Annotated in this window: 9 protein-coding genes and 1 tRNA gene; 1 reads left to right on the forward strand and 9 read right to left on the reverse strand. The window is 68.3% G+C overall.

The window, feature by feature from the left end:
* Positions 1-64: 64 nt before the first annotated feature.
* The 9 genes from HNR51_RS04530 to HNR51_RS04570 all read right to left on the reverse strand — a co-directional run bounded on the left by HNR51_RS04530 (position 65) and on the right by HNR51_RS04570 (position 11,856).
* The gene (locus HNR51_RS04530) at positions 65-1,525 is read right to left on the reverse strand and encodes a methyl-accepting chemotaxis protein (RefSeq protein ID WP_182554114.1); all 1,461 of its coding nucleotides are present in this window, start codon (positions 1,523-1,525) and stop codon (positions 65-67) included.
* A 350-nt stretch (positions 1,526-1,875) separates the two neighbouring features.
* Positions 1,876-2,748 carry an MBL fold metallo-hydrolase gene (locus tag HNR51_RS04535; protein WP_012456716.1) on the reverse strand — a complete coding sequence of 291 codons (873 nt, stop codon included), beginning with the start codon at positions 2,746-2,748 and terminating at the stop codon, positions 1,876-1,878.
* A gap of 104 nt (positions 2,749-2,852) precedes the next feature.
* A complete protein-coding gene (locus tag HNR51_RS04540) occupies positions 2,853-6,077 on the reverse strand; it encodes an efflux RND transporter permease subunit (RefSeq protein ID WP_182554115.1) in 3,225 nt (1,074 codons plus the stop codon).
* 162 nt (positions 6,078-6,239) lie between these two features.
* Complete coding sequence (locus tag HNR51_RS04545) at positions 6,240-7,382, reverse strand: efflux RND transporter periplasmic adaptor subunit (protein ID WP_182554116.1); 1,143 nt, start codon at positions 7,380-7,382, stop codon at positions 6,240-6,242.
* Between the two features lie 121 nt (positions 7,383-7,503).
* A complete protein-coding gene (locus HNR51_RS04550) occupies positions 7,504-7,827 on the reverse strand; it encodes a rhodanese-like domain-containing protein (protein ID WP_141954055.1) in 324 nt (107 codons plus the stop codon).
* Positions 7,828-7,880: 53 nt separating this feature from the next.
* Positions 7,881-9,260: a glycosyltransferase family 4 protein gene (locus tag HNR51_RS04555; RefSeq protein ID WP_182554117.1), complete on the reverse strand. Its 1,380-nt coding sequence runs from the start codon at positions 9,258-9,260 to the stop codon at positions 7,881-7,883.
* A gap of 64 nt (positions 9,261-9,324) precedes the next feature.
* Positions 9,325-9,930, reverse strand: a complete 606-nt coding sequence (locus HNR51_RS04560; RefSeq protein WP_239681460.1) for a hypothetical protein — start codon at positions 9,928-9,930, stop codon at positions 9,325-9,327.
* Positions 9,931-10,075: 145 nt separating this feature from the next.
* On the reverse strand, positions 10,076-10,711 hold the full coding sequence (locus HNR51_RS04565; RefSeq protein ID WP_012456722.1) for an acyl-homoserine-lactone synthase: 636 nt from the start codon (positions 10,709-10,711) through the stop codon (positions 10,076-10,078).
* Between the two features lie 413 nt (positions 10,712-11,124).
* A complete protein-coding gene (locus HNR51_RS04570; protein WP_012456723.1) occupies positions 11,125-11,856 on the reverse strand; it encodes a LuxR family transcriptional regulator in 732 nt (243 codons plus the stop codon).
* Positions 11,857-12,167: 311 nt separating this feature from the next.
* Here HNR51_RS04570 and HNR51_RS04575 point away from each other — a divergent pair.
* Positions 12,168-12,244 (forward strand) — tRNA-Pro (locus tag HNR51_RS04575).
* Positions 12,245-12,294 lie beyond the last annotated feature (50 nt).

A 12,294-nucleotide genomic window follows, 5' to 3' on the forward strand; every position in this document is an offset into this window, starting at 1 on the left:
CTTGTTGCACGGGTTCGTCCGAGGCCGTGCCGCGCGGCACCTTTTTCGCCGCCACGCCCGGCCGTCAATTCGCCTTGAGGAACCTCTCGACGCTGGCGCCCAGGCCCGCGGAATGCGCCGAGAGATCGCTGGCGATGGCGCGGACCGCATCGACGTGGCTGCCGGTGGCGTCCGCCGCCGAGGAAACGCCGACGATGTTGCCGGACATCTCGTGCGTCGAGGCGGCCTGCTCCTCCACCGCGCTTGCCATGGCGAGGGTCAGCCCGGAGAGGTCCGTCACCGCAGCGGTGATCGTGCCGATCGCCTCCACCGCCTCGCCCGTGGCGCCCTGGATCGCGGCGATCTGTCCGGAGATCTCGCCGGTGGCCCGGGCCGTCTGCTCGGCCAGGGCCTTCACCTCGGCGGCGACCACGGCGAAGCCGCGGCCGGCGGCGCCGGCACGGGCCGCCTCGATGGTGGCGTTGAGCGCGAGCAGGTTGGTCTGGTCGGCGATCGAGCGGATCATCGCCACCACCGCATCGACCTTGCGGGCATTCTCGGCGAGTTGGCGGACGGTGAGGTCGGTCGTCTCCGCCTGAGCCGCGATCCGCTGGGCGCGCTCCGAGACGCTGCCGACCTGACCCGAGATCTCTTGGATCGAGGCGGTCATCTGCGCCGAGCCCGCCGCTACCGAGGAGGCGCGCTGCCGGGCGTCGCCGGCGGAGCGCGACAGTTCCTCGGCCGAATGCTGCATCCGCTCGACGGCGGAGCGCACCGCCTCGACCACCTGCGCCACCTCGTTCGACATCTGAACCTGCGCCGTCGCGACCGACCACGTGACCATCGGGCCGACATACTCGCCCTCCGGGCCGTGGATCGCCGAGACGCGCAGGTCGAGGGTCTCCGGCCCGACCCTGATCTTGGCCCGGTGCGGCAGGCGGCTGCTGTCAGCCAGCATCGCCCGCTGGTGGTGCGGGTTCTTGTGGAACACGTCGAAGGAGCGACCCAGCATCTCCGAGACCTTGATCGGCAGATGCTGCTCGATGGTGGCGAGCGTCGTCAGCGAGGTCTTGTTCAGATAGTTGATCTTGAACTCGTCGCGCGGATCCGCGGTCATGACGGCGACGGGCATGCCGTCGATCATCGTCAGGAGCCGGCTCGTCTCGTTCTTCTTGGCGGTGATGTCGGTCGCGAACTTCATCACCCGTTCCGGCGTGCCGTCCGCCCCGAGCACCGGGTTGTAGGTCGCCTCCAGCCAGATCTTGCGGCCGGATTTGCCGAGGCGGAGGAACTCGCCGGATGCGTATTGGCCGGAGCGCAGCTTGTCCCAGAAGGCGCGATACTCGGCACTCGCGGCGTAGTCGGCTTCGACGAAGAGGCTGTGATGCTTGCCCTTGATCTCCTCGAGGGCGTAGCCGACCGCCGCGAGGAAGTTGAGGTTCGCATCCAGGATGGTGCCGTCCATGGCGAACTCAATGGTGGCGAGCGATCGATCAAGTGCATCGAGCTTCGCCTGCGCATCACTCTGCTTCGTCTTACGGAACATGGAAGAACCCCCGTGACGCGATCATCCTCACGCTGGCATTTTGCGAGGAGCGATCTTGTCGTTGATCGGACGCGGATCTCGGCGGTTCGGCTCGATGTTTTTAATCCGCTCCTATGTCGAATGTTCATTTTCGAGGTAAATTAAGAATTAATATGAAGGCGCGTCAGCGATGCAATTCATTGCGGCAACGGTACAGATTCTGAAAATATTTTACGAGATTCAGACTCTCTATCATAACAAATGATATCAAATTTGGGGCAATCCGCTGTTCTATAGGGCCGGCCCGGACCGAATTCGCTCCGCCGCCCCGCCGAGCGATGCGGGAGGCCAGGCGGCGGAGTTCGGATGCTTCAGGCGCGGCGCAGGAGATCCGTCAGCGGCACCGGCGCGGCGTGTGGACGGCTGCCGAGCATCGCATCGATCAACGCCAGAACTTCCGTCCGGCCGACATTGGCTGCCGGCTCGAACGGGGTCCAGGTCTGGGTGAAGTCGAGGCGCTCGAACACGTCGCGATAGCGGCGCAGCTCGTTCACGGTCAGGGGCACTCCCCGCACGAAGGCCTTGTGCGCCGAGATCGTCCGCGCCCTGCGGAAATCATTCGGTTCGAGTTCGAACTTGAGCGCGTCGCCGCAGAAGCAGATCTTCCGCTTGCGGTCGAACAGCACGGCGTGGCCGTCGAAATGGCCGGCGGTGCGGTGCAGTTCGAGGCCGGGCAGAGGCTCCAGAAAGTCGTCGTAGGGCCAGGAGACCTGAAGCGCCGCACTCCAGGTGAAGTCGGCGGCCGGAAGGCAGAGTTCCGGATCGAACCGGTCCTGGAGCTGCACCAGCGCCCCGTAGGAATGCGGGTGCGAGGCCGAGAGCAGCTGCATGCCCCCGAGCCGCTCGATCTGGTCGAGCGCCGCCTCGCTGAAGACGGGGCAGCCCTCGAACCCCATATTCCCGTTCTCGGTCCGGATCAGGTAGGCGCTCGGGCCGATGCCGGAGACCGGCTCGTTCCAGAAGCGCCAGACGCCCGGCTCCAGCTCCTCCCAGTGGCAGGGGAACGCGTCCTGCGCCTCGCGGGCGGTGCGGAAGCGCCAGCCGTCCTGCGGCACGACGTGGCGGGCGTCGAGGCACATCGGGCAGTGCGGCGGCGTCTCGAAGTGGCGCTGCCAGAAACCGCAATTGTCGCAGGTATAGGCGGGCAGCTTCAGGGCGCCCGCGAAGGGCAGATAACCGGGCACGGGCGATCCTGCTTGGAAAAACGAGAACGGCCGGAAGCTAGTGCTCCCGGCCGCATTCTCATCCCCGGTGACGCGTTCTGCCGCGCGTCCCTCGCTGTGGTGCCTCAGCCGTGGGCCGGGGCTCCGCTCGGTTCGCCGTGCGGGTCCCTCCCGTGCGGATCGTGGCTGTGCGGGTCCTTGCCGCGCTTGCGGCCGATCCAGATCACCGCCTTGCGGATCACCACGTAGAAGACCGGGGTCAGGAACAGGCCGAAGAAGGTCGCGCCGATCATCCCGAAGAACACCGCCGTGCCGAGCGCCTGACGCATCTCGGCGCCGGGGCCCGTGGCGATCACCAGCGGCAGCACGCCGAGGATGAAGGCGAAGGCCGTCATCAGGATCGGGCGCAGGCGCAGGCGGCAGGCCTGGACCGCCGCATCCACCGGTCCCTTGTGCTCGCTCTCCTCGATGTCGTGGGCGAACTCCACGATCAGGATCGCGTTCTTGGCCGCCAGACCGATGAGCACGATCAGGCCGATCTGGGTCAGGATGTTGTTGTCCTGCCCGCGCAACTGCACCCCGAACAAGGCGGCGAGCACGCCGGTCGGCACCACCAGCAGGATCGCCAGCGGCAGGGCCCAGGACTCGTACTGCGCCGCGAGCACGAGGAAGACGAGGAGCACGCCGAGCGCGAAGACGTAGATCGCCGTGCCGCCCGCCGCCTTCTGCTGGAAGGCGATCTCGGTCCAGTCGTAGGAATAGCCCTCGGGCAGGGCCCGCTTGGCGATCTCCTCCATGGTGTCGAGCGCCTGACCGGTCGAGACGCCCGCCTGCGCCACGCCCTGCAGCGGCACCGAGTAGTACAGGTTGAACCGCTGCACGATCTGCGGGCCGGAGATCTCGCGGATCGAGGCCAGCGTCCCCATCGGCACCAGGGCGCCGGTGGAGGAGCGCACCTTCAGCTGCTCGATGTCGCGCTGGGACATGCGGTAGACCGCATCGCCCTGCACGCGCACCTGATAGATGCGGCCCAGCGTGTTGAAGTCGTTGACGTAGGCACCGCCCAGCGCCGTCTGCACGGTCGAGAAGACGTTGGCGAGCGGCACGTTGAGCATGCGTGCGATGGTGCGGTCGATGTCGAGGTAGAGCTGCGGCGTGTCGTTGCTGAAGGTCGTGAAGACCCGCGTCACGTCCTTGCTCTGGTTGGCCTGCCCCATCACCTCGCCGGCCGCCGCGAGCAGCGGGCCGATATCGGAGGATTGACGGCTCTCGATCTGCATCTTGAAGCCGCCGCCCTGGCCGAGGCCGCGCACCGGCGGCGGCGGGATGACGATGACCCGCGCCTCCTGGATGCCGGCGGTCGCCTTCATCACGTCGCCGGTGATCACCGCCGCGCTGCGTCCCTGCGCCGCCCGCTCCTTGGAATTCTTGAGCGTCAGGAACATCACCGCCGCGTTGGTGGTGTTGGTGAAGGTGGCGCCGTCGAAGCCGGCGATGATGACGGTGTTGGTGATGCCGTCGATCTTGCGGGCGATGGCGGCGGCGCGGTTCACCACCTCCGTGGTGCGGTCGAGCGAGGAACCCGAGGGGAGCTGCACCACGCCGATGAGATAGCCCTGGTCCTGATCCGGGATGAAGCCCGTGGGCGTCGTCCGGGCGAGGTGGAGCGTGCCGGCGATCACCGCCGCGTAGACGATCAGCATCGCGATCACGCCGACCACGGTGCCGGTCAGCACGCGGATCGTGTGGCCGTAGACGTTCGACAGCCAGTCGAAGCCGCGGTTGAACAGGCTCGCGAGCCAGTTGACGAAGCGGGTGAGGAAGAATTTCGGCGGTCTCTGCTCGTGGTGCGGCTTCAGCAGAAGCTTGCAGAGCGCCGGCGAGAGGGTGAGCGAGTTGAAGGCCGAGATGATGGTCGAGGCCGCGATGGTGAGCGCGAACTGCTTGTAGAACTGGCCCGAGATGCCGGGGATGAAGGCGGTCGGGATGAACACCGCCGCGAGCACGAGGGCGATGGCGATGACCGCGCCGCCCACCTCGTCCATGGTCTTGTGGGCCGCCTCGCCGGGCGAGAGCCCCTCGGCCATGTTGCGCTCGACGTTCTCGACCACGACGATGGCGTCGTCGACGACGATGCCGATGGCAAGCACGAGGCCGAACAGGGTCAGGTTGTTGAGCGAGAAGCCGAGCGCCGACATCACCGCGAAGGTGCCGACCAGCGACACGGGGATCGCGATCACCGGAATCAGCGCCGTGCGCCAGCTCTGGAGGAAGACCAGGACCACGATGACGACGAGGAGGACGGCCTCGAACAGGGTCTTGTAGACCTCGTGGATCGACTCCTCGATGAACTCCGTCGGGTTGTAGGCGATGCGGTACTCGACGTCCGGCGGGAACCGCTTCTTCAGTTCCTCCATCGTCGCCTTGACCGATTCCGCGGCCTCGAGCGCGTTGGTGCCCGGCCGCTGGAAGGCGCCGATGCCGACCGCGGGCGTGTCGTTGAGGAAGGAGTTCGTGGTGTAGTCCTTCTGGCCCATCTCGACGCGGGCGATGTCGCGCACGCGCACGAGGCGCCCGTCGCTCGCCTTGACGATGACGTCGGCGAACTGCTCCGGCGACTGGAAGCGCCCTTGCGACTGCACCACGAGCTGGAAGGCGGCGCCCGGCGCGGCCGGCGGGCCGTTGAGCTGGCCGGCGGCCACCTGCACGTTCTGCTCCTGCAGCGCGCTCGTGACGTCGGTGGTGGTCAGGCCGTAGGCGGCCATCTTCTGCGGGTCGATCCAGACCCGCTCGGCATACTCGTTGCCGCCGAAGATCGAGATGTCGCCGACGCCGTCCAGCCGCAGCAGCTCGTCGCGGATGTTGAGGTAGATGTAGTTGGCCAGATAGTTCTGGTCGTAGGTGCGCTTGGGCGAGAGCAGGTGCACGACCAGCATCAGGTCGGGCGAGGCCTTGCGGACGGTGACGCCGAGGTTGCGCACGTCCGGCGGCAGGCGCGGCTGCGCCACCGAGAGCCGGTTCTGCACCAGCACGTTGGCGATATCGAGGTTGGTGCCGACCTTGAAGGTCACGGTCAGCAGCATGGCGCCGTCGTTGGTCGACAACGACGTCATGTAGAGCATGTTGTCGACGCCGTTGATCTCCTGTTCCAGCGGCGTCGCGATCGTGGCCGCCACCGTCTCGGCGTTGGCGCCGGGGAAGCTCGCGCGCACGGTCACGGTCGGCGGCACGATCTCGGGATATTGCGAGACCGGCAGCTTCTCGTAGGCGACGAAGCCGAGGATCAGGAAGACGATCGACGTGACCGAGGCGAAGATCGGCCGGTCGACGAAGAAATGGGCGAAACGCATCGTTCAAACCTCTCGCCGGCCGGTGCGCGCTGGCGCGACCCGTGCGGCTTGCCGTCTGCGTCCTGGCCGGCATCCCCGGTCGGTCCGGGAGCGTCGGCGCTCGAAAATTCTCAACCTCCGCGTCCCGTCTCGCCCCCGCGACGGTGCGGCCTTACCGCGGCGTCACTTCTTCGACGGCGGCAGTTCGGTCGTCTCGGGCTTCACCTGCGCGCCGGGGCGGACCTTGGCGACGCCGTTGACGACCACGAGCTCGTCGCCCTTCAGGCCGTCGCGGACCACGCGGTAGCCGTCGACGATGGGGCCGAGCTTCACGGTCCGGGCCGCGACCTTGTCGCCTTCGCCGAGCACGTAGACGATGCGCTTGTCCTGGTTGGCCGAGACCGCCTCGTCGGGGATCAGGATGCCCTGGAAGGGCTTCGTCGCGGGCATCGAGACGATGCCGAACAGGCCCGGCTTGATGAACCCGTCCGGGTTCTCGACGGTGGCGCGCAGCAGCATCGTGCCGGTCTGGTAGTCGACCCGGTTGTCGACGAAGTCGAGCGTGCCCTTGCGGGTCGGCTTCTCCTCGCCGGACAGGGCGATCAGGACCGGGGCGCCCTTGCCGCGCTGCATCTGGCCCATGCCGATGCCGAGGCTGCCCTGGTACTTCAGGAACGAGCGCTCATCGACGTTGAAGCCGAAATAGATCGGATCGAGCGAGACGATCCGGGCCAGGATCGTCTGGTCGGTGCTGACGATGTTGCCCTCGGTGACGAGGCGCTGGCTGATCCGCCCGTTGATCGGCGATTTCACTTCCGTGAAGTCGTAGTTGAGCTGGGCGTTGCGCAGCGCGGCTTCCGCGCTGTCCACGTCGGCCTGGGCGGTCTGCGAGGCTTGGCGGCGCTGGTCGGTGACCTGCTCGGAGATGTTGCCGCCGCGCGAGAGAACCTGGGCGCGCTCCAGATCGGTCTGGGTGAAGGAGAGGCGCGCCTTGGCCGAGGTGAGCGCGGCCTGCGCCTGCTCCAGCGCCGCCTTGTAGGGGCGGCGGTCGATGACGAAGAGCACATCGCCCTTCTTCACGTTGGCGCCGTCCTGGAACTGGATCTTGTCGAGGTAGCCGGTCACGCGGGCGCGGACCTCGACGAACTCGATCGGGTCGAAGCGGCCGGTATACTGGTCCTGCTCGACGATCTCCTTCACCACCGGCTTGGCGACGGTCACGCCGGGTGGCGGCGCGCCCGGCATCTGCGCGACGGCCGGCCCGGCCCCCAGCAGCGCGGCGGCGATCAGCGGCGTGACGAGGAAAGAAGGCCTGAGACTGCGCATCATTCGGTTCCCTGCATGGCGCGGCCTAGTCCCCGCAACCTCGAGTGGGGCGTGCGCTCGCGCACATATCGCTCCGACTCGCGCGGAACTGATGCTGCGTTGCAACGCAGGCGTGCCGAAATCACGATTCAACCGGCTCGCCCGCGGCGTACCAGTCTTTGAAGGCGCCCGCGTAATGCTCGCTGAGATCAAGTCCCGCCTGCTGCGCGGCGGCGATGGCGTGGACCGAGCGCACGCCCGAGGCGCATGAGAAGACCGGCCGGCGCCCATCCGCCTCGATCAGCGCCCTCACGGCCTCCGGATCGAAGGTCGAGAGCGGGTGCGAGACCGAGCCGGGAATGCGCCCGCGGGCGAATTCATGGTCCTCGCGCACGTCGATGAGCAGCAGCGAGCCGTCCGCCAAGCCCTGCTTGACCGTCTCGCGGTCGAGGTCGACCACCTTCATCGCAATCGATCTTTCCAGAGAGTAGAGAGGGCGCCGCCGCGGGACGGGGCGGATCAAACCGGGTCCGGTTTTCTTAAGTCCTGGCGCCCGCGCGGCGCAACTGCGGCCGGCAGTGCCGCAAGTGCGGCATCGACCCGCTCGAAATGCGCGGCCCAGCTCGGCGCTTCGTAACCGGCCAGACGCCCCGCCAGCTCCGCCCGCAGCCCGGAGCCCGGCTCGCTCAGGGCCCGCACCGCCGCCGACCAGCCCGGGCCGTCGAGGGGATCGAGGAGATGGGCGAATCGCCCGCCGATCTCCCGGTGGACCGGGATGTCCGAGGCGACGACGGGCAGGCCGCTCGCCGCCGCCTCGACCACCGGCAGTCCGTAGCCTTCGATGAAGGAGGGCATCAGCAGCGCGGTGGCGCCGCGCATCAGCGCCGCGAGGCCGTGGGTCGAGAGGCCGACCACCTCGCTGACATGGGGCCGGATGGCCTCGCAGCGGTCGAGCATGTCGGCGACGTTCTCGATCTCCCAGCCGCGCCGGCCGATCAGGACGAGCCGCGGCGTGTCCGCCCCCATGCGGCCCGCCAGATCGCGCCAGAGGTTGAGCAGAAGCAGGTGATTCTTGCGCGGCTCGATGGTGCCGCAGACGAGGAAGGTCGGCCGCGCGAGGTCCGGCAAGGCCGCCGCGCCCGCGCCGTCCGAGAAGACGGGCTCGACGCCGAGGGGGGCGACGGTCACCGGCTTCGCCCCCAGGCCCCGCCGCCGCGCGTCGTCGGTGAAGCGGGCGCCGACATCGCCCGAATTGACGAGCACGTGCGCCGCGTGACGCGCCACCGTCTCCATCCGCAGGGCGTGCCGCCCGGCCTCCCCCGGCCGGCCGTATTCGGGGTGGGAGATCGGGATCAGGTCGTGGACGAAGAAGACCGGCCGCACGTCGCGCCGGGTGTAGAGCCAGTCGAAGCGCCCCGGCCGATCGAGCCGCAGATGCGAGGTGTGAAGATAGATCGTGCCCTCGGGCAGGCGCTCGACGCCGCCCGAGCGCAGCACCCGCAAGCCGGTCTCGGCCTGGAGCCGGCGCCGGTCCAGCCCGCCCTCCCCCCGACGCTTGCCGGTCTGCGGCGGCCGGTGATCGGCGGCAAGACCGACGGCAGGACCGGAACCAAGCGAGGCCGCGAGCGCCCGGTAGACCGGATCGGCCTCGGCGGCCACGTCCTCGACCCAGCCCGCCGCGACCGACTCGACGATGCCGCGGGCGGTCTCGCGGTCGAGGACGCGCGGGCCGAACGCCGTCGAGACGAGCCCGAAGCGCGTGCCCTCGGCGCCCCCGCCCAGGACGTGCCGGGCATAGGCGAGATCCACCCGGTCGATGCCCGTGGGGTTGGCGTGGCGGAGCCGGGTGATGAGGCGGGTCAGGTCGATGGCGAGGCAGGCTTGCATGGGCCGCTGCATAGACCGGATCCCGCCGTTCTGGCGACCGGCGCCGGCACGCCGTCTCCCGGTCCGTGCGAGCGGATCAGTGCGAGTGGGGCTGCGTCTCGACGCTTCGGCTCGCGATCTCGCGGGCGACCTCCAGCAGGAGCACGTCCACGAGCTGGCGCAGCCGCCGGCTGCCGCTGGCGTCGATCGCCTGGCGCGCCGCGATGAGGAGTTCGGCGGCCTCGTCGATGGCCTCGGAGGCGGCCGCCCGCTCCAGTTCGAGCAGCGTCCGCGTCTCGGCGCCGGCATCGTCGGCGTCGATCAGCGTCCCCTCTCCGCAGACCGGCTGGTGGCGCGCATCGCGATGAATCCGTCCGCGGCACAGCAGCCGGCGCGCAGGGCCCGTCGGCGAGGCGACCCATAGGTCGAGGGCGACGTCCTCCTCCTGCTCGGCGGCCTGGCGCACATCGCCGAGGAAGCGGCGGGCCTCCGGCGCGTCGAGGCCGGCCGTGGCCCGCTCGCTGCGCAGGGGGCGCCCGGCGAGGCGGACATCGCCTGCCATCAGTTCGGCGGCGCCCTCGTCGAGGATGAAGCAGCCGGTCGCCGGGTCCCATTCCCAGCTTCCGACCACTCCGGACGGTGGCAGGGTTTCCACGAATCCGGGAATGTCCGAGCGCCGGGCGTCGTTGCGTCTGTGTTTCAAGGTCCTGCTCCCCGCGCAATGCGTCAGGCCGGTGGTGTCTGGCGGTGGTGAAAGGTGCCGGTCGCACCGGTGTTCGGCGCCGCGGCGGCCGGGCCGCGGCGCGGATGGCCCGCAACGGGCGCGATGCACCCGTCGCGGGCGTGTCTCAGGAGGCGAGCCGGGCGACGCTGGCCCGCGGCGGGGCGAGTACCGAACGGATGTCGCCGCGCTTGTTCTGCAATTGGCGCAGCGACCGCCGGTCGAAGGCCGCCTCCACCGCGACGATCTCCTCGCCCTCGATCTCGTGGGGCAGGCCGAGGGGGATGGCGCGCAGATGCAACTGCAGCAGGCGCAGGATCCAGCTCGTCGGCATCTCGGAGACGAAGCTGGTGATCCCCCGCGGCAGGCCCCACTCGACGATCGCCGTCATCAGCGCGAGCGCCGTCGGGTTGAGCCGCCGGCCCGAGGTCCGCGCGCATTCGGCGACACAGATCCGGCCCCACTCGACGATGTGCGGGCCCGACGGCGCCGCTCCCTCGCAGAGCTGCGGCAGCACCATCGGCAGCAGGTAGGGCCGGGTCGTCGGCAGGAGGCGGGAATAGCCGATGACGGACTCGCTCTCATCGAGGGCGAGCAGATGGACCGCGTGCTCGTCGTCGAACTCGTCGATCTCGCGCCGGTCGGGCCGGGCGAGGTTCGACCAGCCCAGCTCCTCGACGAAGACCCGATGCCGCAGGCGGAAGGCCTGATCGATGGCACCGGCATAGTCCTGCATGTTCTCAGCGGTCACGACATGGATCATCGGAACACCTCTTCAGAAACCTGAGGTGTTCGTCCCAAATCCAAACGTGCGGCGGCACTACGAGAACCCGTAGGGTTTCGTTCGGCAAGGCTAACGCGGCCCGGAAAACAAGGCCGGCCGTACGCGCTCGCCTGAGATTCTAGGGAATCGAAGTGCCGGCATCTCTATCTTGGATTGTATGTCTAAAACAATACGGCAGATGCCGACTGTCACCAGGGGGTGATTCGACCGCTCCGCGCTTTCGGGCCGACACTCTCCCGAACGCGCCGTACGCCCGCATGACCATCATGGCTCTGCGTCATGGCTTCGCGCGTCATGCGTTCAAGCCGCGACGGTGCGTTCCGAGCGCGCGTCCGGTCCGTCTGCATTCGTTGTCCTGTGAGTCGCCCGGCAGCGATCGCGGCCGTTTGCGCTCAGACGATCAGCCCGCGCCTGAACCCCTCGGCCACCGCCTGGGTGCGCGAGACGCAGCCGAGCTTCACCCGGGCCGAGCGCAGGTGGAAATCGACGCCGTGGCGCGAAATCCCCATCAGTTCACCGATCTCCCAGTCGGTCTTGCCCTCGGCGACCCATTGCAGGCTCTCGCGCTCGCGCGGGGTCAAACCCATCCGCCGCTCGCTGGGCCCGTTGTCGATGAGCAGCGTCTGCCCGACCACGTAGGAGGCGATGAGGGTGAGCATGCCGCGCTGTCCCGGGCTGATATCGAGCTGCCGGCCGGCGAAGGTCAGGCCGCCGCGCTCCTCCTCCAGCGTCGCGAGCGGCACGGTGAAGCCGTCGCCGAGACCGAACTCGACCGCCTCGTTCATCACCTGCCGCGCCTTCGGATCCTGGAGGCCCGCCGGATCGGTCTCGGACCAGCGGAAGCCGGTCGTGCTGGACAAGGTCGCCTGCACGATCGGGTCGAAATACATGTAGCCTTTCGAAAAGTAGAGGCGGTTCCATTCGTCGGACGTGTTTTCAAGTATAACGAAGTTCTTCTGGGTTCGCGCCGGAAGCCGCTTCTGCGGGATCATCGCCGAGATGACGTATTCGATCCCCATTGCATTGAGCCGTGGCATGATCGCCCGCAGGATGTCCTCGCGCGAATGCGCTCGGTCGAGCGACTTGAGGATTTCCAACGTCAGGTCGAGCGATTTTCTGGACATGGCCGGGCGAAAAAATAACTCTCACATCACGATAAGTCGCTCGGCCGCCCTTGAGAAGGGCAACGAGAGATTTCGTTTAGGTTGCCATGCCGAGCCCGCTACGCGGTGTCCTAATGGGGAGCCCGGCCCCGCCTCGCCGACCGTACTGCTTGAGCCGGTGCTGCCAAGCAATGCGCTGGATCAAATTGCACCGGGAGACAGGCCCGGTGCGCAGGCCGCGTCCGCATCGCGCGGAAGGGCACGCAGAAGGGCGCGGAAGGGGTTGCGCTGCCCGAAGCGGACCGCTATGAGCCGCGAGCCCGTACGGGCATCGGAGTGTAGCGCAGCCCGGTAGCGCACCTGTCTGGGGGACAGGGGGTCGTCGGTTCAAGTCCGGCCACTCCGACCAACTTTTCGCGAAGACCGCCTCCGCATCGGTGGACGATCGCGCCGCACGGC

Source organism: Methylorubrum thiocyanatum (genome assembly GCA_014138645.1).
Lineage (GTDB): Bacteria > Pseudomonadota > Alphaproteobacteria > Rhizobiales > Beijerinckiaceae > Methylobacterium > Methylobacterium thiocyanatum.

Bases quoted from the DNA above. Each gene is read 5' to 3' on its own strand.
- HNR51_RS04550 (WP_141954055.1), bottom strand. From the start codon at position 7,827: ATGAAGGTGGTCGACCTCGACCGCGAGACGGTCAAGCAGGGCTTGGCG.
- HNR51_RS04570 (WP_012456723.1), bottom strand. From the start codon at position 11,856: ATGTCCAGAAAATCGCTCGACCTGACGTTGGAAATCCTCAAGTCGCTC.
- HNR51_RS04565 (WP_012456722.1), bottom strand. From the start codon at position 10,711: ATGATCCATGTCGTGACCGCTGAGAACATGCAGGACTATGCCGGTGCC.
- HNR51_RS04545 (WP_182554116.1), bottom strand. From the start codon at position 7,382: ATGCGCAGTCTCAGGCCTTCTTTCCTCGTCACGCCGCTGATCGCCGCC.
- HNR51_RS04555 (WP_182554117.1), bottom strand. From the start codon at position 9,260: ATGCAGCGGCCCATGCAAGCCTGCCTCGCCATCGACCTGACCCGCCTC.
- HNR51_RS04540 (WP_182554115.1), bottom strand. From the start codon at position 6,077: ATGCGTTTCGCCCATTTCTTCGTCGACCGGCCGATCTTCGCCTCGGTC.
- HNR51_RS04530 (WP_182554114.1), bottom strand. From the start codon at position 1,525: ATGTTCCGTAAGACGAAGCAGAGTGATGCGCAGGCGAAGCTCGATGCA.